Source organism: Variovorax sp. PMC12, from assembly GCF_003019815.1.
Taxonomy (GTDB): Bacteria; Pseudomonadota; Gammaproteobacteria; order Burkholderiales; family Burkholderiaceae_C; genus Variovorax.
This window is the reverse complement of the sequence record NZ_CP027773.1, coordinates 4,097,957-4,124,144: the sequence shown is the minus strand read 5'-3', so window position 1 is coordinate 4,124,144 and position 26,188 is coordinate 4,097,957. Positions and strand designations below refer to the sequence as shown.

The 26,188-nt window shown below is 67.5% G+C and carries 24 protein-coding genes; 11 read left to right on the top strand and 13 right to left on the bottom strand.

Going from position 1 to position 26,188, the window contains the following annotated elements; translation table 11 throughout:
• Nucleotides 1–25 precede the first annotated feature (25 nt).
• The 4 genes from dnaA to C4F17_RS19050 all read left to right on the top strand — a co-directional run bounded on the left by dnaA (nucleotide 26) and on the right by C4F17_RS19050 (nucleotide 6,228).
• Nucleotides 26–1,405 (top strand): chromosomal replication initiator protein DnaA, encoded by a 1,380-nt coding sequence (gene dnaA, locus C4F17_RS19065; RefSeq protein ID WP_081269782.1) that lies wholly within the window; start codon nucleotides 26–28, stop codon nucleotides 1,403–1,405.
• 88 nt (nucleotides 1,406–1,493) lie between these two features.
• Nucleotides 1,494–2,600, top strand: a complete 1,107-nt coding sequence (gene dnaN / locus C4F17_RS19060) for a DNA polymerase III subunit beta (RefSeq protein WP_081269781.1) — start codon at nucleotides 1,494–1,496, stop codon at nucleotides 2,598–2,600.
• 134 nt (nucleotides 2,601–2,734) lie between these two features.
• On the top strand, nucleotides 2,735–5,356 hold the full coding sequence (gene gyrB / locus C4F17_RS19055) for a DNA topoisomerase (ATP-hydrolyzing) subunit B (RefSeq protein ID WP_106936289.1): 2,622 nt from the start codon (nucleotides 2,735–2,737) through the stop codon (nucleotides 5,354–5,356).
• A gap of 38 nt (nucleotides 5,357–5,394) precedes the next feature.
• The gene (locus tag C4F17_RS19050; RefSeq protein WP_234382197.1) at nucleotides 5,395–6,228 is read left to right on the top strand and encodes a DUF3883 domain-containing protein; all 834 of its coding nucleotides are present in this window, start codon (nucleotides 5,395–5,397) and stop codon (nucleotides 6,226–6,228) included.
• Nucleotides 6,229–6,231: 3 nt separating this feature from the next.
• On the opposite strand, the gene C4F17_RS19045 is transcribed toward C4F17_RS19050, so the two are convergent.
• Nucleotides 6,232–6,903, bottom strand: a complete 672-nt coding sequence (locus C4F17_RS19045; protein ID WP_106936288.1) for a hypothetical protein — start codon at nucleotides 6,901–6,903, stop codon at nucleotides 6,232–6,234.
• A 285-nt stretch (nucleotides 6,904–7,188) separates the two neighbouring features.
• On the opposite strand from C4F17_RS19045, the gene C4F17_RS19040 reads away from it, so the two are divergent.
• From C4F17_RS19040 to C4F17_RS19030, 3 genes are all read left to right on the top strand, one after another.
• Entirely contained in the window at nucleotides 7,189–7,710 is a 522-nt protein-coding gene (locus tag C4F17_RS19040; RefSeq protein ID WP_081269778.1) for a hypothetical protein, read from the top strand.
• 112 nt (nucleotides 7,711–7,822) lie between these two features.
• Nucleotides 7,823–8,308 (top strand): hypothetical protein, encoded by a 486-nt coding sequence (locus C4F17_RS19035; RefSeq protein WP_106936287.1) that lies wholly within the window; start codon nucleotides 7,823–7,825, stop codon nucleotides 8,306–8,308.
• Between the two features lie 133 nt (nucleotides 8,309–8,441).
• Nucleotides 8,442–9,689, top strand: a complete 1,248-nt coding sequence (locus C4F17_RS19030; protein WP_081269776.1) for a metallophosphoesterase — start codon at nucleotides 8,442–8,444, stop codon at nucleotides 9,687–9,689.
• A 14-nt stretch (nucleotides 9,690–9,703) separates the two neighbouring features.
• On the opposite strand, the gene C4F17_RS19025 is transcribed toward C4F17_RS19030, so the two are convergent.
• The gene (locus C4F17_RS19025) at nucleotides 9,704–10,213 is read right to left on the bottom strand and encodes a polyhydroxyalkanoate granule-associated phasin (protein WP_081269775.1); all 510 of its coding nucleotides are present in this window, start codon (nucleotides 10,211–10,213) and stop codon (nucleotides 9,704–9,706) included.
• A 209-nt stretch (nucleotides 10,214–10,422) separates the two neighbouring features.
• Here C4F17_RS19025 and C4F17_RS19020 point away from each other — a divergent pair, with 209 nt between their 5' ends.
• Nucleotides 10,423–11,001 carry an acyloxyacyl hydrolase gene (locus tag C4F17_RS19020; RefSeq protein WP_106936286.1) on the top strand — a complete coding sequence of 193 codons (579 nt, stop codon included), beginning with the start codon at nucleotides 10,423–10,425 and terminating at the stop codon, nucleotides 10,999–11,001.
• Here the strand turns inward: C4F17_RS19020 and C4F17_RS19015 are convergent.
• From C4F17_RS19015 to C4F17_RS19005, 3 genes are read right to left on the bottom strand one after another with little or no spacing between them, the layout of a single operon-like run.
• On the bottom strand, nucleotides 10,989–11,942 hold the full coding sequence (locus tag C4F17_RS19015) for a lysylphosphatidylglycerol synthase domain-containing protein (protein WP_081269773.1): 954 nt from the start codon (nucleotides 11,940–11,942) through the stop codon (nucleotides 10,989–10,991). The two genes, C4F17_RS19020 and C4F17_RS19015, sit on opposite strands and share 13 nt — an antisense overlap.
• Before the next feature lie 19 nt (nucleotides 11,943–11,961).
• The gene (gene clsB, locus C4F17_RS19010; protein WP_106936285.1) at nucleotides 11,962–13,230 is read right to left on the bottom strand and encodes a cardiolipin synthase ClsB; all 1,269 of its coding nucleotides are present in this window, start codon (nucleotides 13,228–13,230) and stop codon (nucleotides 11,962–11,964) included.
• Nucleotides 13,231–13,241: 11 nt separating this feature from the next.
• A complete protein-coding gene (locus tag C4F17_RS19005) occupies nucleotides 13,242–14,015 on the bottom strand; it encodes an endonuclease/exonuclease/phosphatase family protein (protein ID WP_106936284.1) in 774 nt (257 codons plus the stop codon).
• Between the two features lie 223 nt (nucleotides 14,016–14,238).
• Here C4F17_RS19005 and C4F17_RS19000 point away from each other — a divergent pair, with 223 nt between their 5' ends.
• Nucleotides 14,239–14,667 (top strand): serine/threonine protein kinase, encoded by a 429-nt coding sequence (locus tag C4F17_RS19000; protein WP_081269770.1) that lies wholly within the window; start codon nucleotides 14,239–14,241, stop codon nucleotides 14,665–14,667.
• Nucleotides 14,668–14,755: 88 nt separating this feature from the next.
• On the opposite strand, the gene C4F17_RS18995 is transcribed toward C4F17_RS19000, so the two are convergent.
• The 8 genes from C4F17_RS18995 to C4F17_RS18960 all read right to left on the bottom strand — a co-directional run bounded on the left by C4F17_RS18995 (nucleotide 14,756) and on the right by C4F17_RS18960 (nucleotide 23,225).
• Nucleotides 14,756–15,310: a Spy/CpxP family protein refolding chaperone gene (locus C4F17_RS18995; RefSeq protein ID WP_081269769.1), complete on the bottom strand. Its 555-nt coding sequence runs from the start codon at nucleotides 15,308–15,310 to the stop codon at nucleotides 14,756–14,758.
• A gap of 147 nt (nucleotides 15,311–15,457) precedes the next feature.
• A complete protein-coding gene (locus C4F17_RS18990; RefSeq protein WP_106936283.1) occupies nucleotides 15,458–16,540 on the bottom strand; it encodes a flavodoxin family protein in 1,083 nt (360 codons plus the stop codon).
• Between the two features lie 87 nt (nucleotides 16,541–16,627).
• The gene (locus C4F17_RS18985) at nucleotides 16,628–17,524 is read right to left on the bottom strand and encodes a pirin family protein (protein ID WP_106936282.1); all 897 of its coding nucleotides are present in this window, start codon (nucleotides 17,522–17,524) and stop codon (nucleotides 16,628–16,630) included.
• Nucleotides 17,525–17,571: 47 nt separating this feature from the next.
• Nucleotides 17,572–18,351 (bottom strand): GNAT family N-acetyltransferase, encoded by a 780-nt coding sequence (locus C4F17_RS18980; protein WP_106937612.1) that lies wholly within the window; start codon nucleotides 18,349–18,351, stop codon nucleotides 17,572–17,574.
• A gap of 5 nt (nucleotides 18,352–18,356) precedes the next feature.
• Nucleotides 18,357–19,502, bottom strand: coding sequence for a biosynthetic peptidoglycan transglycosylase (locus C4F17_RS18975; protein WP_234382195.1), 1,146 nt, complete (start codon nucleotides 19,500–19,502; stop codon nucleotides 18,357–18,359).
• A gap of 134 nt (nucleotides 19,503–19,636) precedes the next feature.
• Nucleotides 19,637–20,206 carry a hypothetical protein gene (locus tag C4F17_RS18970; RefSeq protein ID WP_106936280.1) on the bottom strand — a complete coding sequence of 190 codons (570 nt, stop codon included), beginning with the start codon at nucleotides 20,204–20,206 and terminating at the stop codon, nucleotides 19,637–19,639.
• Nucleotides 20,187–21,116, bottom strand: coding sequence for an exosortase Q (gene xrtQ / locus C4F17_RS18965; RefSeq protein WP_106936279.1), 930 nt, complete (start codon nucleotides 21,114–21,116; stop codon nucleotides 20,187–20,189). The genes C4F17_RS18970 and xrtQ overlap by 20 nt, the downstream gene beginning before the upstream one ends.
• Nucleotides 21,117–21,152: 36 nt before the next feature.
• Complete coding sequence (locus tag C4F17_RS18960; protein ID WP_106937611.1) at nucleotides 21,153–23,225, bottom strand: VIT and vWA domain-containing protein; 2,073 nt, start codon at nucleotides 23,223–23,225, stop codon at nucleotides 21,153–21,155.
• A gap of 206 nt (nucleotides 23,226–23,431) precedes the next feature.
• Here C4F17_RS18960 and creD point away from each other — a divergent pair, with 206 nt between their 5' ends.
• Together creD and C4F17_RS18950 are read left to right on the top strand one after the other, a co-directional pair.
• The gene (gene creD / locus C4F17_RS18955; protein ID WP_106936278.1) at nucleotides 23,432–24,898 is read left to right on the top strand and encodes a cell envelope integrity protein CreD; all 1,467 of its coding nucleotides are present in this window, start codon (nucleotides 23,432–23,434) and stop codon (nucleotides 24,896–24,898) included.
• On the top strand, nucleotides 24,895–26,187 hold the full coding sequence (locus tag C4F17_RS18950) for a glycoside hydrolase family 3 N-terminal domain-containing protein (protein WP_106936277.1): 1,293 nt from the start codon (nucleotides 24,895–24,897) through the stop codon (nucleotides 26,185–26,187). Before creD ends, C4F17_RS18950 begins: the two co-directional genes overlap by 4 nt.
• Nucleotide 26,188 lies beyond the last annotated feature (1 nt).

The window sequence follows — 26,188 nt, the reverse complement described above, 5'->3', positions numbered from 1 at the left end:
GGTTCCATCACTTTTTCTCCCGCCCATGTCGACTGACGGCATCGGCGAAAGCCTCTGGCAGGCCTGCGTCGACCAGCTCGCGCAGGAGCTGTCCGAGCAGCAGTTCAACACCTGGATCAAGCCCCTGACGGCACAGGTCGCCGACGACCTGTCGCGCATGACCGTGTTCGTCGCCAACCGGTTCAAGCTCGACTGGATCCGGGCCCAGTACGCCGGCAAGATCGCGGCCATGGCCGAGAAGATGTACGGCCAGCCGGTCGCCATCGAGTTAGCGCTTGCTCCCCGCGAAACGCCCGTGCGCTCTGCGCCCGTGGCGGTCATGACCGAAACCGACGTGCCGCGCGACGTGGCCGGCCCGGGCGAGGAGCCCGCCGCCGCCGGCTTCAAGAACCGCCTCAATTCGGGCCTCACCTTCGACACCCTCGTCGAAGGCACGGCCAACCGCATGGCGCGTGCCGCGGCCATGCACGTGGCGGGCATGCCCGGCCATCTCTACAACCCGCTCTTCATCTACGGCGGCGTCGGCCTGGGCAAGACCCACCTGATGCACGCTGTGGGTAACCGGCTGCTGGCAGACCGGCCGGATTCCAAAGTTCTCTACATCCACGCCGAGCAATTCGTCTCGGATGTGGTCAAAGCCTATCAGCGCAAGACTTTCGATGAGTTCAAGGAGCGCTACCACTCGCTCGACCTGCTGCTGATCGACGATGTGCAGTTCTTCGCCAACAAGGACCGCACCCAGGAAGAATTCTTCAACGCGTTCGAGGCCCTGCTCGCCAAGAAGTCGCACATCGTGATGACCAGCGACACCTATCCGAAGGGGCTGGCCGACATCCACGAGCGCCTGGTTTCGCGCTTCGACTCCGGTCTCACGGTGGCCATCGAGCCGCCCGAGCTCGAAATGCGCGTGGCCATCCTGATCAACAAGGCGCGCGCCGAATCGGCCGAAATGCCGGAAGAAGTGGCCTTCTTCGTCGCCAAGAACGTGCGCTCCAACGTGCGCGAGCTCGAAGGCGCGCTGCGCAAGATCCTGGCCTATTCGCGCTTCAACCAGAAGGAGATCTCGATCGCCCTGGCGCGCGAGGCGCTGCGTGACTTGCTGTCGATCCAGAATCGGCAGATCTCCGTCGAGAATATCCAGAAGACGGTGGCCGACTACTACAAGATCAAGGTCGCCGACATGTACAGCAAGAAGCGCCCGGCCAGCATCGCGCGGCCACGGCAGATCGCGATGTACCTGGCCAAGGAGCTGACGCAGAAGAGCCTGCCGGAAATCGGCGAGCTGTTCGGCGGGCGCGATCACACGACGGTGCTGCACGCGGTGCGCAAGATTTCGGGCGAGCGCCAGCAGCTCACCGAACTCAACCAGCAGCTCCACGTGCTCGAGCAGACGCTCAAGGGCTGAAGCCGGATGTCACCCAGGATGCCCATCGCGACAGCGGAGAATGGCGTCTTACAAGCTGATTCAAAGAGATAGAGAAGAGGAAGAAGACATGATCGTTTTGAAGGCAAACCAAGACAAAGTCCTCGCCGCGCTGCAGTCGGTGGCGGGCATCGTCGAACGGCGTCACACCTTGCCGATCCTGGCGAACGTGCTGATCCGCAAGACCGGCGGCCAGCTGCAGCTGACCACCAGCGACCTCGAAATCCAGATCCGCACCACCGCCGAGCTCGGCGGCGACGAAGGTAACTTCACCACCACCATCGGCGCGCGCAAGCTGATCGACATCCTGCGCACCATGCCGGCCGACCAGACCGTGAGCCTCGAATCGAGCGCGAGCAAGCTGGTGCTCAAGGGCGGCAAGAGTCGTTTCACGCTGCAATCCTTGCCGGCCGAAGACTTCCCGCTGGTGCAGGAAGCCGCCAATTTCGGCCCCGTGTTCAGCGTGCCGCAGAAGACGCTGAAGGACCTGCTCTCGCAGGTCTCGTTCGCGATGGCCGTGCACGACATCCGCTACTACCTGAACGGCATCCTGTTCGTCGCCGAAGGCAAGCAGCTGAGCCTGGTGGCCACCGACGGCCACCGCCTGGCGTTCTCGTCGGCCACGCTCGACGTCGAAGTGCCGCGCCAGGAAGTCATTCTTCCGCGCAAGACCGTGCTGGAAATGCAGCGCCTGCTGTCCGACGCCGAAGGCGCCATCGAGATGCAGTTCGCGAACAACCAGGCCAAGTTCAGCTTCGGCGGCATGGAGTTCGTCACCAAGCTGGTCGAGGGCAAGTTCCCCGACTACAACCGCGTGATTCCCAAGAACCACAAGAACACCGTCACCCTGGGCCGCGCGCCGCTCCTGGCCAGCCTGCAGCGCACCGCCATCCTGACCAGCGAGAAGTTCAAGGGCGTGCGCCTGAACATCGAGCCGGGCACGCTGCGCATCGCATCGAACAATGCCGAGCAGGAAGAAGCCCAGGACGAACTCGACATCGACTACGGTGGCGACACCATCGAGATCGGCTTCAACGTGACCTACCTGATCGACGCGCTGTCGAACATGGACCAGGACATGGTCAAGCTGGACCTGGCCGACTCCAACAGTTCGGCCTTGCTGACCATCCCCGAGAACGCATCCTTCAAGTACGTCGTGATGCCGATGCGTATCTAGCAGACAGACACCGAAGCGCCTTGCGCACACAGCCCGCGGCCCCCCGCGGGTTTGCGCTTTCAAGAGGCGGCGAATTGAGCTTTTGAGAGCCCGAAAAATCACGTGAATGCCGTGAGAGACAGAGGAATATCCGAATGAGTGCTGAAGAAAACAAGCCCGAAGTGCCGCACACCGAGCCCGTCTACACCCCTGAAGTCCAGGTCGTGCCGCCGGAGGACATCCCAGCCGACACCAGCTACGGCGAAGGCTCGATCACGATCCTCGAAGGGCTCGAGGCCGTGCGCAAGCGCCCCGGCATGTACATCGGCGACACCTCCGACGGCACCGGCCTGCACCACCTGGTGTTCGAAGTGGTGGACAACTCCATCGACGAGGCGCTGGCGGGCCACTGCGACGACATCGTCGTGACCATCCACTCCGACAACTCGATCTCCGTCACCGACAACGGCCGCGGCATTCCGACCGGCGTGAAGATGGACGACAAGCACGAGCCCAAGCGCTCGGCCGCCGAGATCGCGCTGACCGAGCTGCACGCCGGCGGCAAGTTCAACCAGAACAGCTACAAGGTGTCGGGCGGCCTGCACGGCGTGGGCGTGAGCTGCGTGAACGCGCTCAGCGTGATGCTGCGGCTGGTGGTGCGCCGCGAAGGCAAGATCCACGAGCTCGAATTCAGCCGCGGCTTCGTGCAGAACCGCCTGCTGGAGACGGTGAACGGCGTCGAAGTCTCGCCCATGAAGATCATCGGCGACACCGACAAGCGCGGCACCGAGGTGCACTTCCTGCCCGACACGCAGATCTTCAAGGAGAACAACGATTTCCACTATGAAATCCTCTCCAAGCGCCTGCGCGAGCTGAGCTTCCTGAACAACGGCGTGCGCATCCGCCTGAAGGACGAGCGCACCGGCAAGGAAGACGACTTCTCCGGCGCCGGCGGCGTGCGCGGCTTCGTGGAGTTCATCAACAAGGGCAAGACCGTCCTGCACCCGAACTCGTTCTACGCCGAAGGCGAGCGCCCGGCCGACACCTACGGCGGCATTCCCGGCACGCACATCGGCGTCGAAGTGGCGATGCAGTGGAACAGCGGCTACAACGAGCAGGTCCTCTGCTTCACCAACAACATCCCGCAGCGTGACGGCGGCACCCACCTCACGGGCCTGCGCGCCGCGATGACCCGCGTCATCAACAAGTACATCGAAGAGAACGAGTTCGCCAAGAAGGCGAAGGTCGAAGTCACCGGCGACGACATGCGCGAAGGCCTGTGCTGCGTGCTGAGCGTGAAGGTGCCCGAGCCCAAGTTCTCGAGCCAGACCAAGGACAAGCTGGTGTCCAGCGAAGTGCGCGCGCCGGTGGAAGACATCGTCGGCAAGCTGCTGACCGACTACCTGCAGGAACGCCCGAACGACGCCAAGATCATCTGCGGCAAGATCGTCGAGGCCGCGCGTGCCCGCGAGGCCGCCCGCAAGGCCCGCGAAATGACGCGCCGCAAGGGCGTGCTCGACGGCATGGGCCTGCCCGGCAAGCTGGCCGACTGCCAGGAAAAGGATCCGGCGCTGTGCGAGGTCTACCTGGTGGAGGGTGACTCCGCCGGCGGCTCCGCCAAGCAGGGCCGCGACCGGAAGTTCCAGGCCATCCTGCCGCTGCGCGGCAAGATCCTGAACGTCGAGAAGGCACGCTACGAAAAGCTGCTCACCAGCAACGAAATCCTCACGATGATCACCGCGCTGGGCACCGGCATCGGCCGCGCCGGCGCGACCACGGCGGGCGGCGGCGCGGACGACTTCAACGTCGCCAAGCTGCGCTACCACCGCATCATCATCATGACCGACGCCGACGTCGACGGCGCCCACATCCGCACGCTGCTGCTCACCTTCTTCTACCGCCAGATGCCCGAACTGGTGGAGCGCGGCCACATCTACATCGCGCAGCCGCCGCTGTACAAGGTCAAGGTCGGCAAGGAAGAGCAGTACCTGAAGGACGGCCCCGCGCTCGACGCCTTCCTGCTCAAGGTGGCGCTGAAAGACGCGCGCATCGAGACCGGCGGTGCCAGCTCGACCACGCTCAGCGGCGACACCCTGGCCGAGCTGGCGCGCAAGCACCAGGTGGCCGAGGCCGTCATCGCACGCCTGCGCAACTTCATGGACGCCGAGGCGCTGCGCGCCATCGCCGACGGCGTGGCGCTCGACCTCGACACCACGCCCGCCGCCGAGGCTTCGGCCGTGGCGCTGCAGGCCAAGCTGCGCGAACTCAACACGACCGGCGTGCCGGCCGAGGTGAGCAACGAGTTCGACGCCCGCACCGACAAGCCGCTGCTGCGCATCAGCCGCCGCCATCACGGCAACATCAAGAGCAGCGTGATCACGCAGGACTTCGTGCACGGCGCCGACTACGCCGCGCTGGCCGAAGCCGCCAACACCTTCCGCGGCCTCCTGAGCCCCGAAGGCGCGCTGGTGAAGCGCGGTGAGGGCGAGCGCGCCAAGGAAGAAAAGGTCGACGACTTCCGCCAGGCCATGAAGTGGCTGATCAGCGAAGCCGAACGCGCCACCTCGCGCCAGCGCTACAAGGGCCTGGGCGAGATGAACCCCGAGCAGCTGTGGGAAACCACCATGGACCCCGCCGTGCGCCGCCTGCTGCGCGTGCAGATCGACGACGCGATCGAAGCCGACCGCGTGTTCACGATGCTGATGGGCGACGAAGTGGAGCCGCGCCGGGAGTTCATCGAGCAGAACGCGCTGCGGGCGGCGAATATCGACGTGTAAGCCGGCTGAGAACGCCGGTCGCCGCCAATAGTTGAAGCATGGAGTGGTCGAGGGAAGAGGTCGAAGCGATCGTCGCCGACCATCTCCAGATGCTGACGCTGGAGTTGGCCGACCAGCGCTTCAACAAGTCCGAGCATCGCCGCGCTTTGCAGTCCAGGCTCAGTGAGCGCAGCGAAGCTTCCATCGAGTTCAAGCACTGCAACATCACTGCGGTGTTGCAGGATCTCGGCATGCCGCCTTTGTCAGGGTACAAGCGCCGCGCCAACTACCAGGCGCTCTTGTTCGACGTGGTCGTGAGTCAACTCGATCGGCAATCGGTGTTGGACGAAGCAGCATTGGCGGCCGTCGAACGGCCCGCGATCGAGCCCCCGACGATCGACTTCGCCAAGGTGAAATCCGAGGCGCCGCGGCGCGAGCACGGCGTAGCCGAGCCGCTGCATCCGAGCGCCTTTGTCGGCGTCAAGCGCGACTACCTGGAGCGCGAGGCGCGCAATCGATCCCTGGGTGCCGCCGGCGAAGAGTTCGTCATGCATTTCGAGCACTGGCGTCTTTCGCAATTCGGACAAAAGCAACTTGCGGAACGTATCGATCGCGTCTCCAGCTCCAAGGGCGACGGCCTGGGGTACGACGTGCTGTCTTTCGACACCGACGGCCGCGAACGGTATATCGAGGTCAAGACAACGAGCTTCGGCAGCGATACGCCGTTTTTCGTGTCCCAGCGCGAGTTGGCGCTCTCCAGGCACGAGAGCACCCAGTTCCACCTCTATCGGCTCTTCGAGTTCCGCAAGGCGCCGAAGATGTTCGATTTGGTCGGCAATCTGGCACAACACTGCCAGCTCGATCCGGTGAGCTATCGCGCCGCATTCAACTGAACCTCACCGCTGCTGAGGACACCCCAGCCTGAACTGCCGGTCCCGTGTGCGCTTGCGCTCGTCCCGCAGCCAATCCTGCGAATACGCGCCTTGCGGCTGCCGCCCGATCGCGTCGATCCAGTTGATGTGTTCGGCAAGGCCGCTGCATTCGCCCATTTCGTTCGCCACGTTCTGCGCGACCTGCCTTTCGTACTGGAGCTGTTGTGCGGCGACGGCTGCGTTGTCGCGGATCGAGGCTTCGCGCGCTTGCGGGCTCATGCCGTCGGCGATGTTCACGTCGCGCCGCAGCCGGACCGTCGTGGCGCGCGAGCCTTCGGGGCACGGGCCGTCGGAGTAGGCGGCCTTGCCTGACGGGGTCAGGCACTTGGTCACCTCGAAGGTGTCGGGGCCGGTCGCGCCAGGGGAGGCCACGGGCGGGGAGGGCGCGGGGCGGGCATCCTGAGGGGGCGGCGCGATGCCGGGTGGTACCGCCATCGTCGGCCCGGCGGATTGCTTCTGCGCCCTTTGCTGCGCCAGCAGCCACTCCGCACCCATATAGAACAGGTACACGGCCAGCACGGCCAACGCCAGCCACAGCGCCCAATGGCGATCCGGCTTCGGCCGCAGGCCATGCTCCCACGCGGTCATCGCCTCGCGGCGTTCGCGCATCGGGTCGTAGTCGTCGTCGGGCTTCATGGGTCCGCAGTATCTCCGGCCGCGATGCACCGCCATAGACCTGCCGTGCACCCCGGCGGACTTCGGCGGCAAGGCCTCCCGGAAACAGTCGCATCAGGGTTTGCGTGAGGTCTGTCAGCAAATGTGGCTTGCACGGCCGTCACACGGGCGTCACCAGCTATGAAAACAATAGCATTCACATTGAATCCGAGGATCGTTCCTCGTAAACGCTATATCTAGCCCGACTCTTGCTAAGCAAAATCCTCGTCGGATTTCACGTCACGCAAGATCGAGGACCACACAGCAATGAACCCTTCGCGTCTCCGCCGGCCGCTGGCCGCGCTGGTTTTGGGCGGCACAGCAGCATTCCTCGGGGCCTTCACTTCGGCCCATGCGTTCTCGAACCCACCCATCCAGGTGGCGCAGGGCATCGAATTCATGAGCGGCGGCACCACACGGGACGAAGCCGCTTTCATGGAAATGGTGTCGCCCCGCTGGGCCGCGACCATCGCGCTGGGTGTGAGCGACGGCAAGGGTGCGCAGCAACCCGGCTTTCCCGCCAAGGCACACGTCGAAGTGCGCCAGAAGTACACCGGCCAGGCCGTGATGACCGTGGACTCCCAGGCGCCGTACATGCTCGCGCGCCTGAATCCCGGCGCGTATGACGTGAACGTGACGCTGGGCGGGCTGACGCTGACGCAGTCGCTGGTGGTGATTGCCGGCGTGCCGGCGCGCGCTTCGTTCGTGTGGCCGTCGAACTTCGACATGGCCTCGGTCGCGCCGCCGCTGCCGCAGGCGCTGGCGCAGACCGCCTCGGCCACCCGTTGAAAAACCGGCGCACGGCTGTGGCCGTTGCGTCCTCGGTCAGCCTTTCCTAAGTCGCGCGCCGCACAGTGGCGCTGTGGTTTCTCGCCACTACGAACAGGAAAGGACCCAGACCATGACCTCCCGCTTTTCATCGCGCATGCGGCCCGTGGCGGCCGCGATGCTTTGCGGCGCCGTTCTGCTCGGCGCGTTCTCGCCGGCGCAGGCCGCGATGAACCCGCCGATCTACATGACGCACGGCGTCGAGTACATGAGCGGCGGCATCGGCAGTGACGAAGCGCAGCTGATGGAAACTGTGCTGCCGCGCTGGCCCGCCAGCTTCGAGTTCGCGATCAAGGACCACAAGGGCGCCGATTTCGCCGCCAATGTGCACGTTACCGTGCGCGACAGCAGCGGCGTGGCGCTGCTCGACAACGTGGTGTCGGGCGGCCCGTTCATGGTGGCCCGGCTCGACCCGGGCAACTACGAGGTCGAGGCCCGCCTCGGCAACCAGGTGCTGAAGCAGCAGCTGCGCGTGCCGCAGGGTGCCTCCGCCAAGGCCACCTTCGTCTGGCCGGCGGGCACCGACATGGCTTTGGCCGGCACGCGCACGGTGCAGTAAGGCGTGAAAACGGGCGCCGGCAGCGCATGCCGCCGGCGCGCGTTGGCAAGCTCCATGTGAGCCACAACGCCCGCTATCCGGGCGCCTCTCGCTATAGAAAAAATAGCGGTGGTGGCGCCCTTGGGCGTCTTGAATGCGCGGCATGCGCCTTGCAGATGGTGTATCCCGGGCGATGCCCGACCCCATTGCCCCGATGCCGATCCGTCCCCTGAGCGCGCTGACCGCGTTGCTCCATGTCTACATTGCGCTGCGCCTGCTGCCCGCGCTCGCCGTGCTCACGCCCGCATGGCCGCTGGCGCTGCTTGCGCTGGTGGTCTCGGCGGTGACGATTCCGCTGCCTTTCCTGTCGCGCCGCATCGAGCGCAACGCGTCGATGGGCGAGGCGATCAAGTGGATCGGGCTGATCAGCATGGGCTGGTTCTCCTCCATGTTCGTGCTGACGCTGGTGCGCGACGCCGGCCTGCTGCTCACGTGGCTGGCCGGCGCATTGGGCGGCGTGCAGGTGCAATGGAACACGCTGCGCCCATGGACCGCGCTGGCGGTGCTGGCCGTGGCCACGGCCACGTCGGCGATCGGTTTTCTCAATGCACGGCGCACGGCCAGCGTGAAGCGTGTCGACGTGCCGATCCGCGGGCTGCCGCAGGCGCTCGAGGGCTTCACGATCGCGCAGCTCAGCGACATCCACGTCGGGCCGACGATCAGGAGCGGGTACATCCAGCGCATCGTCGAGGCGGTCAACCGGCTGGGCGCCGACACCATCGCCATCACCGGCGACCTGGTGGACGGCAGCGTGCCGGAACTGCGCGAGCACATCGCGCCGCTGGCCGGGCTGCGCGCGCGGCACGGCACCTTCGTGGTCACCGGCAACCACGAGTACTACGCGGGCGCGCATGCCTGGATCGACGAATTGCGCCGCCTGGGCCTGAAGGTGCTGCTCAACGAGCATGTGGTGCTGCAGACGCGCAATGTGCGCGGCGCGCAGACCGATGAAGAGCTGTTCGAAAGCGCGCTGGTGCTGGCGGGCGTGACCGACTTCACCGCCGGGCATTTCGACGCGGCCCATGCGAGCGACCCGCACCTGGCGCTGCACGATGCGCCCCCGTTGGTGCACACCCGCGTGCTGCTGGCGCACCAGCCGCGCAGCGCGCCGCTGGCGGCCGCGGCCGGCTACCAGCTGCAGCTGTCGGGCCACACGCACGGCGGCCAGTTCTTTCCGTGGAATCTCTTCGTGCCGATGCAGCAGCCTTTCACGGCGGGCCTGCATCGCCTGCACGACATGTGGGTCTACGTGAGCCGGGGCACCGGCTACTGGGGCCCGCCGAAGCGCTTTGGCGCGCCCTCCGAGATCACGCTGCTGACGCTGGTGCCCGCGGCCGCCTGAGCGGCTTCGATCGATCAGTCGGGGCTGGATTCGAGCTCTGCCAGGCGCCGCGCATTCGACGTGGCGGCCGCGCGAATCGGCTCCAGGCCTTCGCGAGCGATGTGCACCGCCATGTCGGACAGCTCGCTCGCCGCGCTCACCGTGCCTGCGGCCGACTGCACCAGCGCATCGCCGTGCACCGCCGCCTGCGCCGGCGTGACGCTGCCGGCCAGCGAGAAGAACGCCGTGGTGCTCTGCACCCACTGCTGCAGCACGCGGCTGGCCAGCGAGAGGTGGCTGCTGTGCCACTGCTTCGCCATCGCGATGCCCGACTCGCTCGCGGCGGCGAGCTTTTCGTGGCCCATGAGCTGGAATTCCGCAAGGTCGGCCGGGCTGGGCGCGAGCCCCGCCTTGGCGATGCGTTCAGTGCGCATGCGGATCACGGAGCCGGAGGACAGCAGCATCTCGTTGGTCTTGAGTGCCAGGTCGAACCACTGCATGAGCGGATGGACCAGGCCGGGAGTGGTTGTGAGAGACGACGACATGGTGGGGTTGTGCGCGCGAACGCTTGGAGGAAGTCGAACCACTATAGGCCTCGCGAGCCGAAATTGCTGCAGTGCAACATGACGAAGTCCGTTTTGTTGACCAAGTCCTACTTTCGGACGTGGAAATTACGCGCTGGACGGATGCAGCGGCGCCGGGAAATTGATCATCCGGCTGTCATATCCCACGCTCCGCGCAAGAAAACCACATCATGAGATTGCACGCATCCACGCCCCTCCGGGCCGCCGTGTTCGCAGCTTCATTCGGGCTGCTGGGCTCGGCGGCCCATGCATTCGACGACAACACGCGCGGCATCTACTTCGACCTCGGCCATGCCGCGCATGGCCAGAAAGGCGATGCCGACGCGGCCACGGTGGGCATGGTGCTGCCGTGGGCACCGGGCCAGGCGGTGCAGCAGGGGCCGCTCACGCGCTACTGGGATGTTTTCCTGAGCCAGTGGAGCGCGCCGGCGCTGAACAACGACGGCCGCCGCAGCTACACGCAGATCGGTGCCATCTACATGCTGCGCTACCGCTTCGGCGACGGCGGATCGCCCTGGTTCGCCGAAGGCGGCGTCGGCGCGACGCTGATGGACCGCATCTACCGCACGCCCGACCGCAGCTTCAGCACCGCTTTCCAGTTCACCGAAGTGCTGGGCATCGGCCGCAGCTTCGGCGAGAAAGGCGCGCACGAGGTGTCGCTGCGCGTGCAGCACTTCTCCAACGCGGGCATCAAGAAACCAAACCCCGGCGAGACCTTCCTGCGCCTGCGCTACGCCTACCGCTTCTGAAGCCGCCGCCGCGCGCGAACTTCCGTCGCGAGATAGCCGAGCGTCGCCACCGTCAGCGGCAGCAGGTAATAGAGGCCCCGATAGGCCAGCAAGGCGCCGAGCAACGTGGCTTCCGGCACCTGGTGGGCCAGCAGCGCCACGAACACCGCCTCGAGCACGCCGAGCCCCGCCGGCACGTGCGTGACCACGCCCGCCACCGCCGCCACCAGCAGCACCGCCAGCACGTGCGGATAGCCGACCGCGCCCTGCAGCAGGAACCAGATCACGCCACCGATCAGCGACCAGTTGGCGCACGACATCGCCAGCTGCAGCAGCGCCATGGCGAGCCCCGGCGTCCTGAACGCATGGCCGCGTATGCGCCACACGCGGCCCCTGGCAAAGGCGCACACCAGCACATAGGCCGCGGCCAGCACCAGGAGCGCCGCGCCCAGGATGCGCAGGCCGTCGTTGCCGATCTTCCAGCCGGGCGGCAATGACAGCGGCCAGAAGCAGAAGGCGACGCCCGCCACGAGCAGGTAGCCGATCCAGTTGGTCAGCATGCTGAAGCCCAGCACGCGCGTGATGGTCTCGTTGCCCAGCCCCAGCCTCGAATAGAGCCGGTAGCGGAACGCCACGCCGCCCACCAGCGAACCGAGGTTGAGATTGAAGGCGTAGCTGATGAAGGTCACGCCCATCACCGTGCCGGTGCCCAGCCGGTGCCGCGTGAGGTGCCGCCCCAGCAGGTCGTATGTGCTGTAGAGCACGAAGCTGCAGGCCGCGATTGCGCCGGCTGCGAGCAGCGTGGTGGCGGGTAGCGCGCGGATCGCGTCGAGCACGTCGTCCCAGTCGATGGTGCGCGCCTGCCGCACCAGCAGCCATGCGATCAGCGCGAAGAAGCCCCACGCCGCGGCACGGCGGACCCAGGGCCACCAGGACTGCCGGGACAGGGCCATCGTGCTCATGCGTGCATCCGGCCGCGGCTCAGGCGGCTTCCGTCTGCGTTGCGCCGCCGGTCGGCTGGCTGGTGCCGGTGTCCCGGCGGCTGGCCAGCTCGATGGCTTCGGCCGGCGTCAGGCGCGGCACGTGGCGCGGCAGCCGGCCCAGCAGCGCCGGATACCAGCGCAGGATGTGGAAGACGAAGAAGCTGCGCACCAACCGCCAGCCGCTCCATTCGCTCGCCAGGTCGGCCGCGTCGATCTTCTTGCAGCTGTGCTGCATGAGATGGTCCAGCCGTTCCCACAGCACGCCGTTGAAGGCCCGGTCGCGCACGATCACGTTCGACTCGAGGTTGAGCGAAAGGCTCAGCGGATCGAGGTTGCTCGAACCCACGGTGCTCCACTTGTCGTCCATGAGCGCGACCTTGCCGTGCAGCGGGCGGTCGCAGTACTCGTAGATGCGCACGCCCGCGTGCAGCAGGTGGTGGTAGAGCATGCTCGCCGCCGTCTTGACGATCGGCATGTCGGGCTCGCCCTGCAGTATCAGCCGCACATCCACGCCGCGCCGCGCCGCGCGCCGCAGCTCCTTGATGAGCCGGTAGCCCGGAAAGAAGTATGCGTTGGCGATCACGATGCGCTCGCGCGCCGCACGGATGGCGGCGCGGTACTGCCGCTCGATGTCGTTGGTGTGGCGGCGGTTGTCGCGCGTGACGAACATCGCGTCGGCCTGGCCGGCCGCCGCGTGCTCGACAGCCGGTGCCTGCCGCAGCCGGCGGCGGAACCAGCCCGCGCCCTTGCCGCCGAGCGCGATGGCGCGCAGCACGAACTGGTGGATCTCGGCCACGATCGGCCCGTGCAGCTCGACCGCGTAGTCCTGCTTGGCCTTGGGGCCGAAGTCGAGCAGGTGGTCCGCCGAATAGTTGATGCCGCCGACGAAGGCGCGCTCCCCGTCGATCACCACGATCTTGCGGTGCATGCGGCGGAACACGTTGAGCCGCTTGCCCAGAAACCGCTGGCCGGGGTCGAACACGCGCACCTTCACGCCGGCCGACGTGAGGCCTTCGATGAACTCGCGCGACAGGTCGGGCGAACCGAAGCCGTCGATCATCAGGTCGACCTTCACGCCGCGCAGCGCGGCCTCGCGCATGGCGGCGTGCAGCTGCAGGCCGACCTTGTCCTCGAACAGGATGAAGGTCTCGACGATGGCTTCGCGCTTCGCCTGCCGGATGGCCTCGAACACGCGCGGGAAGAACTCCTCGCCGTTCTCGAGCAGCTCCACGCGGTTGCCGCCGGTCCAATGGTTGTTGTTGTTCATGGCAGTAGTGCTCAAAGATCGATGTCCGCCACCAGCGGGGCGTGGTCCGACAGGTGCGACCAGGGCCGGCGCGGCAGCACCACGGGCGCATGCACGCCCGCGTTGCGCACGTAGATGCGGTCCAGCGGCAGCATCGGAAAACGTGCCGGAAAGGTACGCGCCGCGCGGCCGTGGGCATGCACGAACACCTCGCGCAGCGACGCGCCTTTTTCGAGCACGGCGTGCGCGCGGCCGCGCCAGTCGTTGAAGTCGCCGGCCACGATCAGCGGCGCGTCGGCGGGCACTTCGTCGCGCACGATGTGGCAAAGCAGCTCGAGCTGCTGCTGGCGGTGCGCCTCGGCCAGGCCGAGGTGCGCGCAGATCACGTGCACGTCGACCACCCGTGCCGGCAGGCGCAGCACGCAATGCAGCAGGCCGCGCTTCTCGGGCCCGCTCACCGATACGTCGTGGTTGCGGAAATGCACGATGGGAAACTTGGAGAGCACCGCGTTGCCGTGGTGCCCCTTGGGGTACACCGCGTTGCGCCCGTAGGCGAACTGCGGCCACATGCTGTCGGCCAGGAATTCGTAGTGCGGCGCCTCGGGCCAGTTGCTCACCTTGCGCGAGTGGCGCGAATGCGTGCCCAGCACTTCCTGCAGGAACACCACGTCCGCGCCCACGGTGCGGACCGCGTCGCGCAGCTCGGGCAGGATGAACTTGCGGTTGAGCGCCGTGAAGCCCTTGTGGGTGTTCACGGTCATGACCTTCAGCGAGACGGGCGCGGAGCCGGGGGAAGAGGAAGACATCGTTGACCGGGTTGTACGTTGCCCGGCGCGCGCCGACTGTAGGAACGCGCCACCTTCTTCCGAACCCTTCGCGCGCGGGCGGCGGGCTCCTACAGCCACGCCTGCCACACCCCCACAACGCACCAATCTGGTGGCTCCTACGGTGGGTTCCAGGGCTTGAGGCAACGGCCCTTCGTTTTCATCCACCGATACAGAGACAGACAAGCCACAAGGAGCAAACACCATGAAGCAAGCCATCTTCCACGCCACCGTTCTCGCCGCCCTGCTGGGCGCCGCGGGCATCGCCCAGGCCCAGGCCACGTCCATCCCCGCGCAGCCGGACCCATCGGTCGGCGGCCAGGCCAGCACGATGACGCCCGCGGGCGTCGCCAATCCGCCCCAGCGGCCGGACAACACGATGCCTGCGTCGCGCGAATCGGTGAAGGCCGAAGCCCGCGTGCAGAACCGCAACAACGCCAACAGCATGGTGCCCAAGGGCGAGGCGACCACCACGGTCAACCACCAGCCCAACGCCATGCCGCAGCCGACCGGCGAGATGTCGCGCGCCGAAGTCAGCCAGACCGGCCGCAAGGTCAAGCCGCAGTTCGGCCAGAAGGGCGAGCGCCCGGACGTCGTGACCAACCCGACGGACAAGACCGGCACGCCGAAGTAATTTCCTCCTGGCCGCAGCCTCGCGGCTTCAAGAACGAAAAAAAGCCCGCAGCGCTTTCACGCTGCGGGCTTTTTTTTGTCGACGGCGATCAGCTCTTGGCGGGCGCCTGGCCGTGATGGCCGTCCGGGCCGCCACGGTGCCAGCGATGGCCGCCCATGTGCGCGGTCTCGGTGTCGAAGGTCTTCTGCTGCTCAGGCGAGAGCGTGGCGTAGAAGGTCTTCGTGGCGTCGGCGCGCTTGGCGAACATGGCGCTGCGTTCGGCCTGGCGGGCCTGCATGCGCTCCAGGCGCTGCGGCGTGGTCAGCTTGGCGAACTCGGCGCGGTCCATGTGCGGACGCGGGCCGGCGGGCGGCTGCGTCGCGGTGGTGTACGCGCTCCATGCGCCTTCCTGGGCCGAGCTCAGCTTGAGCTTTTCCTTCAGGGCAGCGAGGCGCTTGGCACGGTGCTCCTTCATGCGCTCCATGCGCTGTGCGGGATCCATGCGCTTGTGCTGCGCCTTGGGCGCTGCGGCGGTGTCGGCCTGGGCCACCGCGGCGCTGGGTGCGGTGGGGGCGGCCGGCGCTTGAGCGAAGGCGCCCGAAGAGGCGAGGGCTGCCGAACCCAGCAGGCTGGCCCAGACGATGCGTTGGCGAAGAGAAATCATGAGAAGTGCTTCCTTTCAAGAAGCCCGCCGCCGATGGGCAGCAGGTGAGATGAAGTGTGGAAGACCTCTGTATCGCGACCGTTAGTCCGGCGTGAGCTTGCGTAAAGAATGGTGAACCGGCCCCAGTGGCGCCCAGGGGCACGCGGCCTACTTGGGCCTCGGACGCTTCAGGCCCCGGTCCGGCGCCTCCAGCTTGCCCGCGCGCAGTTCGCCCACCGCCCGTGCGACGGCACGCGCCACGTTGCGCACTTCTTCCTGCATGTCGGCGTCGGCGTCGAGCGTGTCGTGGCTGGTGGCGTAGGGCTCGTAGTAGCCGATGTAGCGGTCCAGCCGCGCCTGCGCGCCGGCGTCGATCAGGCCCATCCAGTCGAGCCAGTCGCAGAGGTTGCGGCGCAGGCTTTCGATGCCGGCCACGTCGCCGTGCACCACTACGCCATACGCCCGGCCGTCCAGGTGCTTGGGAAAGCCCCAGCCCTCGAGTTCCAGCGCCTTGGCTTCCTCCGGCTTCTTGCCGTGGGTGCTGGTGGGGTCGGGGTTGCCGCCGTCGGCGCACACCAGGCGGTCGATCATGAGCTTCAGCGGGCTGCTGGCCTGGTACCAGTGCGTGGGCGTGAGCAGCACCACGCCATGCGCGGCCACCCAGCGTTCGTAGATCTCGTTCATCCAGTCGCCGGTCTGGCGCAGCGAGTGGTTGGGGTAGCAGCTGCAGGGCCAGTGGCACAGCGGCATGGCGGTCGACGCGCAGGCCTTGCACGGGTGGATCTGCCGCCCGTATTCGGAAGTGACGAGGCTCAGGTCGAGCATGTCGGTCTCGATGCCGCTGCCTTCGAGCACCTCCTGTGCGAGCTGCGCGAGGCGCCATGTCTTCGACACCTCGCCGGGGCAGGTGCCGTCGTTGCGCGGCGAGCCGTTGATGAGCAGCACGCGCGATCGCGTCTGCGGCGAGCTCCATGCGGCCTGCGCAGCGTCGATGCGGGCCTTGGCTTCGAGCCAGTCGACGGACAGGTCGTAGTCGGGGTCTGCGTAGCCGGGCCCGGCCTTGCGCGTGACCGGCGCCTTGCGGCCTTCCTCGTAAGCTTCCCAGGCGATCAGCTCGATGCGCTGGAGCGAGGCGGCCTCGGCCTGGAAGGCCGGGTCCTGGAACGGCTGCATGAAGCGGTCGTGGAACTGGGCGCGCTGCAGCTTGTCGGGCGCCTGTCCCTTCCTGATCGTGGGTGTCTTGGTGGGCATGGGCGCAATCTAGGCGGCGAGCGCGGCAAGCCGCATCCGCGCCTGATGCCGTTTTTCGGTAGGTGGGCGACTACAGCCCGGCGCCCGTCAGCCGAGCTTGCCGTTCTGGAAGTCGTGCACCGCCTGCTTGACCTGCTCCTGCGTGTTCATCACGAAGGGGCCGTACTGCGCGATGGGCTCGTGCAGCGGCTTCCCTGCGATCAGCAGTGCGCGCGCGGGGCTGTGGTTGGTCGCGCCCGCGCGCAGCACCACGCCGTCGCTGCCCGCGTCGTTCGCCAGGATGGCCATGCGGCGCGTCGGTATCTCGCTGCCGGCGATCCACAGCGATTCGCGGAAGACGTAGACCAGCGCGTTGTGGTCGTCAGGCAGCGGCTGCGCGAACTCGGCGCCGGGCGGCAGGGTGATGTCCAGGTACAGCGGCTCTGTGTGCTCGCGGCGCACCGCGCCCTCGATGCCGTGGCTCGCACCCGCGATCACCCGCACGTGCGCGCCGCCGGTGGTTGTGAATTCGGGGATCTCTTCGCTCTGGATGTCGCGATACCAGGGCTCGCGCATCTTGTCCTTGGCGGGCAGGTTGAGCCACAACTGGAAGCCTTCCATCAGGCCTTCTTCCTGCTCGGGCAGTTCGCTGTGCACGAGGCCGCGGCCGGCGGTCATCCATTGCACGCCGCCGTTCTCGAGCAGGCCTTCATGGCCGGCGCTGTCGCGGTGGCGCATGCGGCCCGCGATCATGTAGGTCACGGTCTCGAAGCCGCGGTGCGGATGGTTGGGAAAGCCGCCGATGTAGTCGCCCGGGTTGTCGCTGCCGAAGGCGTCGAGCATGAGGTAGGGGTCGAGCCGCTTCTGCAGCGGCTGCTGCAGCACGCGGGTGAGCTTCACGCCGTCGCCATCGCTGGTGGAAACACCGGCCACGATGTGGTCGATGCCGCGCGGCGTGGCGACGGGATCGGTGGGGTGGTTGGCGTGGTGGTTGGCGTTGGTCATGCGCCCATGTTGGCACTAACGCGCGCCCGGCGCCACCCGGGGCGCTGTCAGCCCCCCGGAGCCCGATCCCATTGCCGCGGCCGCCAGTAGCGGTACTGCCAGCGGGTTTCGAACCCCGCGCGCCTGTACAGGGCCAGTGCCGGCGGGTTCGCCGCATCGACCTGCAGGAACACCCGCTCGAAACCGCGCGACATGGCCGCCTGCGCCAGGCCGGCCAGCACGCGCCCTGCCAGTCCCCGGCCGCGCTGCGCCTGGTCGGTGCGCATGCCGTGCACGCTGCACCAGCCGTGGCCGAACGCCATCGCGCCGGCGGCCAGGGTGCGGCCGCCTTCACGCACGCTGGCATACAGCGTGCCCTTGGCGCGCGAGAGGGTGCGCACGCGATGCGCGCCGTCCACCGGATCGAAGCCCTCGCCGAGGAACAGCGCCGCCCAGGCGTCGTCGGGCGCCGTGTCGACATCGGCCGGCGCGCCGCGGCCCTCGGCCACCTGCAGCATTCGCGGCGTCGAGCCGAGCTGCACCAGCGTCGGGTTGTCGCTGGCGTAGTGGCGCCGCTCCAGCTCGGCGCGCAGGCCGTCGAAGCAATCCGCGTCGGCCAGGCGCAGCAGCGGCACGGCCTGACGGCTTTCGTAGCGGTCTTCTATGCGGTCGAGGGTGGCCGCATCGACCGCGCCCCGGTGCAGCGGCACGGCGGACCTGGCGCGATTGACCGTGCCCTCGGCAAAGGGCAGCAGCCAGCCGTCGAGCTCTTCGGTCAGGTCGGGCGCCACCGCCGATACGGTGGCGCGTTCGATGGCTTCGATGTCGGTGTCTGGAATCGGGTTCATGAGGTTCATTGCGTGACGGCCTCGGGCGCCGTGAACTTCGCCGCGGCCACGCTCTTGAGCAGTGCCTCGCGCTGGTTCCGGCTGATGCCGCGGATGCTTTCGGCAACCCACTTGGTGCGGTCGGCGTCGATGTGGCCGTCGCGCCGCCACTGCTCGAGCACGGCCTGCGGCTTGTGCAGCATGGCCGCGAGCCACACGGCCTGCGCCGGCTCCAGCGTGCGCGCGCTGCGCTTGAAGTAGCGCCGCGCCGCGGCTTCGGCGCCGCAGATGCTGCCGCCCCAGGGCGCGTTGTCGAGGTAGAGCTGCAGGATGCGGGCCTTGCCCAGCGTCTGCTCCATCTCGACCGCGTAGAGCATCTCGCGCAGCTTGCGTTCGGCGGTGCGGTCGCTGCCCGTCACCAGCAGCTTGGCCAGCTGCTGCGTGAGGGTGCTGCCGCCGCGCTTGGTCTGGCCCGGCTTCTGGTTGTTGTCGATCGACGCGAGGATCTCGGTCAGGTCGTAGCCGGCATGGGTGAAGAAGCGCTGGTCTTCGGCGGCTACCACCGCGCGCGCCAGCCAGCTGTCGTTGGTCAGCCTGGCCGACGGGCCGCAGCTGGTGCGCGCATTGAGCATGGCCTCGGTGCCGAGTCCCTCGACGGTGAACTGGCTGATGGTCGGCTGCACCGCGAACGTGGCCTCGGGCAGCTGCAGTTGCCCGTGCAGCGCCAGCGTGCCGCCGATGCGCGCGCTGCGCAATTCGGGCAGCGTGGGCACCAGCACCGCATACCAGCGGGCGATGGGCGCGTCTTCGACTTTGGCGCTGAGCTGCAGATTCCTTGGCGAGAGCTTGCCTTCCCAGCGGCCGTGCAACCGGGTCGTGTCGGTGCTCTCGGGCGTGGCTTCGAAGGTGCCGCTGAGGGTGTTGCCGTCGCGCTTGACGGTGGCCACCAGCCGCTCGACCCTGATCGGCTGGGTGCCGAGCGCCGGCACCTCGGCGCTGCAGGGCGTGCATTGCATCTCGAGCAGTTCCCCGGCCGGCTTCCAGGCAAAGCGCACGGCGCCGGCGCGGGTGTCGAACGAACGCCCGTCCAGGTAGGGCGCAAACCACGGCGAGGTGGCCACGCGCAATGCGGTGGGCACGCCGATCTCGAAATTCAGCGGACCGGCCTTCACCGTGGTGCTCCATTCGCCGGCAGCCGGCGCAAGCGCCAGCTTGACTATCAAAAAGATAGCAACACACGCCGTGATGACAAGGGCCATCAGGCTGAAAAGCACAATTCGCAGGGTCTTCTTCACAGGCTCGTTTCTCAGATCGGTCTGGTCACGGTGACAGCTTGCCACGGTCCATGCGATTGGCCGCTGGCCGCTGCCCAGTACCAGCTTGAAGTGTCTGTGAAAGCCGTGCCCCGGGCGTCGACGATGCGCTCGCAAACACGGATTTTTTGCGCGCCGTGCCGTTGCGCAACAAAACAGCGCCACAGGCGCTCCTGCGCATCGCGTTCCAGCCGGGCCTGCTCGATGCGGTAGCCCAGCGCGCGGTAACAGTCGGCCGCCGGATGCAGCATGCGCGTGGGCTGCTTCACCTCGCGCATCACCAGGGTCTGCGTGCCGTCGGTCATGCGGCCGATGGCGCCCGGAAAGCTGTCCGCGAAGCGCTGCTCCACGTCGCTCAGCGCCAGCGGGCGCAGCGGCACGCCGTCCCACTGGCGGGGCCATTCGTGCGACGCGGCCAGGGCCGCCGGCTCGGCCGGCGCACGCAATGCCGCGCCGGCCGACCACAGCATGCACAGCAGCATCGCCAGCGCGAAGGCCGACTTGTGGCCGATGCGGTTGATGAAATGGTTGGCGAGCCAGCGCTCAAAGAACGGTGTCGACACGGCGGCCTCCTTGGGTGGTGATCAGGCCCGGGATGGGTTGTCCGGCAGGTTCGGCCACGTGGCGCTCCGGCACCATCAGGCGGGCGATGGCGGCGCACACGACGGCGAGCACCGCCAGGCCCAGCGCGTTGTGCGCCCAGCCCGCCAGCGGATGGCCGGCGCCTTCGAAGGCGATCAGCACGCTGTTGCGCGCGATGTTCCCGGCCAGCACCAGCAGCCCGACCATCGGCAGGCGGCGCAGGAAGGCCTGGTCGCCGCGGCGCGCCCAAAGTGCGACGGCACAGGCCGTGAAGTAGCCGAGCCAGACCATCTGAACGCCCGAGCAGGGCGCATCGACGATCACGAGGCGGCCGTCGACCATCAGGCTGGTGCCTTCGCGCATCACCTCGAAGCCGGGCGCGAGCAGCCAGCGGCTCGCCTCGGCCGTGACCACCCGCAGCGGATAGCCCGCATAGAACTGGAGCGACGACAGCAGCGGCAGCGCCAGCACCGCGAGCCCCGCCACCGGCAACCTGCCCACGTTGCGCGGCAGGAACGCCAGCAGCCCGCAGGCCAGCGCCAGCACGGCTACGAGACCCGCCGCCAGCGGCGGCAGCGCGGGCAGCGCACCTATCCCGGTGCGCAGCAGGGTCGCGAGCACCGTGCCCGCGCCGGCAAGCACGAGCCAGCCCAGCCGCGGCGAGGCGCGCAGCTCGCGCCGGCTGTTCCAGGTCAGCGCGGCCAGTGCGACCAGCGCCAGCAGGCCCAGCGGATCGTCGGAGCCGTCGCGCATCCGCTGGACCATCCAGGCCCACGTCGGCATCAGCGCCAGACATTGAAGGCCGAGCCAGCCGGCGGCCGGTGCGCGGTCGATGAGGATGCCCCAGTCGACGATGCGCGGGTGGCGATGGGCAAGTGCTGCCAGAGACATTCTTTTCTTTCTTGGTGGTTCAGGCGTCCAGCGCGTTCAGGCGGTGAAGCGGCGCGCGTCGTTGCGGCGGGCCCGGCGGCGCAGCATGGCGAGCATCGACAGCACGACCGCGATGGCGCCCAGCGTCTCGGGTTCGGGCGTGCTCGGCACCTCGGCGCCGAGCGCCAGTTCGCTCACGCCTTGCGGAAGGGGCAAGGGCTGGTTCACGTCCACGCTGTTCTGCGGCGCCACATTGCGCACCACCTTGTCGACGGCAATGAAGCTCGTGTACTGGGTGAGCAGGCTGTACTTCAGGCCCAGTTCGGTGATGCGGTCCTTGAAGGCCGTGCCGCCTTCCAGCGTTTCCTGGTCGCTCAGGCTCTGGATGCGGTGGCGCGCCCACAGCGTGCGCAGCGCCGCCGTGTCCTGGCGGGTGCGCTCGTCGATGCGCACTTCCTGCCGATAGGGGCCGCTGGCGCCCTGGCCTTCGATGATCACGCGGCCTTTTGCCTGCCCGCTCGAATCCGCGCGCCACTTGCCGAACACGATCACCGGGCGTTCGCCGAGCACGTCGGGCAGGGCCTGCGGCTCCACGTCGTACACGTCGAGTCCGCCGAAGGTCGCCTTCACGTTCGTGAGCACCGGCGACTCGACCATGCGGCGAAAACGCGCCGCCTGCTCGGGTGCCTGGATCGGGTCGGTGATGATGAAAGGCTCGCCCATGCCGGCGCGCGCAATGCCTTCCATCAGGCTGCGGTTCACCGACGATCCGATGCCGAAGGCGAACACGTTGGCCTTCGACAGGTTCTTGCGCACCAGCTCGAAGGCTTCGCGCTCGACCGTCACGTAGCCGTCGGTCACGACCACCACGGTGCGCGACACCTTGTCTTCCTTCGGCTCGGCATACACGCGCTTGAGCGCCGGAATCAGCTCGGTGCTGCCGCTGCCGCCGTAGTTCTGGATGGTGGCCAGCGCCTGCTCGATGTTGGCGCGCGTGGCCGGCACCGACTTGGGCGAGAGCATCTTGTTGCTGCCCGAGAACAGCAGCACGTTGAAGGTGTCGCTCGGGCGCAGGCCGCCGATCAGGCGCTCGAGCACCGTCTTCGCGGTGTCGAGCGGAAAGCCGTGCATGGAGCCCGAGATGTCGACCACGAAGATGTAGTCGCGCGGCGAAATGGCGCTGGCGGCCACGGCCTTGGGCGGCTCCACCATCGCGAGGAAGAAGTTCTCGGCGTTCTCTCCCTGGCCCTTGTAGAGCATCAGGCCCGATTCGATCTTTTCGCCGGCCAGGCGGTAGTCGAGCACGAAGTCGCGGTTGTCCGCGGGGCGGCCGTCGGCGGTGAGCACCACGTCGGCGTGCCTGTCTTCGTCGCTCTTCTTCACGTCGACGGTGTGCGTGGTCGAGCGGATTTCCTTCAGGCCCATCGGCGTGTCGATGCTGGCCTTGAGCTTGAAGCTGGTGCCGCTCGCCGCGCCTTGCGCGAGCGTGGGCTGCGCCACCCACTTGGCCTGCGCGCTGGCCGACTGCGGACTGTTGTAGCGCGGACCCACCACGGTCGGGAACACGAACTCGTAGTTGCCCGACTGCGGCACCAGCAGTTCGGTGTAGCGCAGCTCCACCTTCACGTCGTCGCCCGGCATGATGTTGGCGACGTTCATCTGGAACACGTTGGGCAGGTGCTGCTCCAGCAGCGCGGCGGTCTTGCCTTCTTTCTTGGCGGTGTCGTATTCGATCTGCGCCTGCTGCTTCTCGCGGATCTGCGCGGTGACGAGCCGGTCGGCCAGCCGCACGTTGAGGCCGCTCACTGCCGCCTTGGTCGAACCGGGGAAAACATACTTGGCCTCGATGGCGCGCGTGCCTTCGTTGCGATAGGTCTGCGTGACCGTCACGTCGGCGATCACGCCCGAGATCTTCACGGCCACCTCGGTGCCCTTCAGGGGCAGGCGGTCGACCGAGGGGTCGTCGCTCTTGACGAAGAAATACGGGCTCTCTGTCTTCAGGCGCGGGCCGGCGGGCGCTTCCTGCGCATACACCGGGCGCGCGCTCAATGCGACGAAGCCCACGGTCGCCAGGCTCACGGTGGCGAGCCAGAGCCAGCGGCCGGGGCGTGGGGTGGTGGGGGCGTTCATGGCGGTGTCCTTGTCCGTGCGAACTTGCACGGGACTGAATGTCGACACCGCGCGAGAAGCCAGTTGGAAGGCTCTTTGAAGTCGAAAAAGCCGGTTTCCCGCTGTGTGAAGTCTGTGTGAAGGCAAGCGCGCAAGGTGCTTCACACGGCCTTCGGGTCGCGCGGAGAGCATCGCCGCTTCACCGATACCGACGAGGAGAGAAAAAAATGCTTCAGTTGTTGAAGGCCCTGCAGAGTTCGATGCTGGTCAAGGTGGCCGGCCTGTTCTTCCTGCTGTTACTGCTGTGCATTCCGCTCGCGGAGATCGACTCGATCAACCGCGAGCGCGGCGAGAGCCAGCGCGAAGCGGGCCGCGAGCTTGCCGCCACCTACGCCGGCCGCCAGACGGTGGTCGGCCCCCTGCTGCTGGTGCCCTATGTCGAGCGCTGGATGGAGCCGCTGCGCAACGCGCAGGGCAAGGTGATCGGCCAGGAGCCACGCAGCAAGGAAATGGCCCACGTGGTGTTCCCCGACAAGCTGCACATCGAAGGCACGATGGCGCCGCAGGAGCGCTACCGCGGCATCTTCAAAATCCCGTTCTACACGCTGAACGCCACGCTCGGCGGCGGCTTCGCGGCCTTCGACCCGAAGGCCATCTCGCACAGCGAAGCCGATTCGAAGATCGAGTTCAAGGCCCCGTTCATCGCCTTCAACGTGAGCGACCTGCGCGGCCTCGACGGCTCGCCCACGGTGGTGATGGCCGGCGAGGCGCTTCGCTTCAGGCAGCGCGTGCCCGGCCTGGCCGACGACGCCTGGTTTGCCGACGGCATCCACGCACCCGTCACCGGTGCCGCGCTTGCCGCATGGCAGGCCGGCACGCCGGTCGCCTTCGAAATGAAGATCGGCCTCGTCGGGCAGGACACCCTGGCCATTGCGCCCATTGCCGAGGAAACGACCGCGCATCTCACCTCGCCCTGGGCCCATCCGAGCTTCGGAGGCCGCTTTCTCGCGGCCGAGCGCAGCGTGACGCCGCAAGGCTTCGACGCGCACTGGCGTGTGTCGTCGCTCGTCACCTCGGCGCGCGAGCAGGTGCGTTCCGGTCTTTCGGGCCGTGGCGGCCCCGCCGACGGCAACACGGCGGACGTGGCCGGCGCGAACGCCACGGTCGCCGGCATGAACATGCCGCGCCGCAATATCAGTCCGCTGCAGACCTTCGACGTCTCGCTCGCGCAGCCGATCAACGTCTATTCGATGAGCACGCGCGCGGGCAAGTACGGCGCGCTCTTCATCGGCATGGTGCTGATGGCGGCTTTCATGTTCGAGCTGTTCCGCAAGCTGCGGCTGCACCCGGTCCAGTACGGCCTGGTGGGCCTGTCGATCGCGCTGTTCTTCCTGCTGCTGCTCGCGCTGTCGGAGAAGTTCGCGTTCTGGATGGCCTACGCCGGTGCCGCCGCAGCCAGCGTCGTGCTGCTGGCGGTGTATTTCAGCGCTGTGCTGGCGGGCTGGCGGCGCGGGTTGTCGTTCGGCGCTTTCGTGGCGCTGCTGTACGGTGCGCTCTACGGTCTGCTCGCATCGGAAAGCAATGCACTGCTGCTCGGCGCATTGCTGATCTTCGGCATGCTGGCCGCGCTGATGCTGGTCACGCGCAAGGTCGACTGGTATGCGCTTTCGCGCCGTGCCGACGACACGCCATGAGAGCGCTGCGGGTCATCGCCGGCGCGCTGGGCTGGGTTTTCCTGGCCGTGCTGTGGTTCTGGGCTTGGCACCTGAAGGATCCGCATCTGCGTTTCATGCGTGCGTGGGAGCTGGGTTTGCTGCTGGGCGCGCTCGCCTTGGGTATCGCCGTCGCTTGGCGGTTCGCGCGGGGCAGGCTGCGTCCCGTGGCGCTGGGCCTGGCCTTCGCGGCCTTGCTCACTGCCCTGGGCAACGAAGCCGCGTCGCGCCGGCACCGGGCCGAGGTCGAAGCCGCATCGGGCCCCGTGGCGCAGGCGCTCGGTGCGCGCTTCATCGTCGGCTATGACGATGCGGCGCAGTTGCGCGAACGCGTCCGCAAGGGCCTGATCGGCGGCATTTTCGTGACCGGCCGTAATGTGAAGGGCCGCAACGCCGCCGACCTGCGCGACGAAATCGCCGGCCTGCAGGCGCTGCGCCGCGAAGCCGGGCTGCCGCCGCTGGTGGTCGCGACCGACCAGGAGGGCGGCGCCGTCTCTCGGCTCTCCCCGCTGGTCGAACCGCAACCCGCGCTGGCCACGCTGCTCGACGCCGACGTGTCCGATGAAGAACTCAAGCAGCGCGCCCATGCTTACGGCGCACGGCAGGGCAGGGCGCTCGCTGCTTTAGGCATCACACTCAATTTCAGCCCGGTGGTCGACCTGCGCCCGGGCCGCGCGCCGGGCCGATGGGACCTTCACACCCGCATCGACGAACGTGCCATTTCGGCCGACCCTGCCATCACCGCGCAGGTGGCGCTCGCTTACGAGCAAGGCCTTGAATCTGCTGGCATTCGCGGCACGCTCAAGCACTTCCCCGGCCTGGCCGGAGTGACCGAGGACACGCACCATTTCGCCGCGGTGCTGCACACGCCGGCGGCCCGGCTTGCAACACATGACTGGAAACCATTTCAAGAAGTATCGAAACAATCTGACGCAGCGATCATGCTGGGCCATGTGATCCTTCCGGAACTCGACGCGGAACATCCGGTCTCTTTCTCGCGCAGAATCGTGCGGCAGGTGATTCGGGGCGAGTGGGGCTACCAGGGCCTGCTCGTCACAGACGACCTCACGATGGGCGCGGCCTACAACCGCGGTCTGTGCGACGCCACCGTCCGCGCCCTCGGCGCCGGGGTGGATCTGCTGCTGATCGCCTACGACCACGACAAGTACTTCGACGCCATGCACTGCGCGCTGCAGGCCGCGCAGCGCGGCGCACCCGATCTCCTTTTGCCGGAACGCGCCGACGCGCGGCGGCTCCAACCTTCTCGCTAGC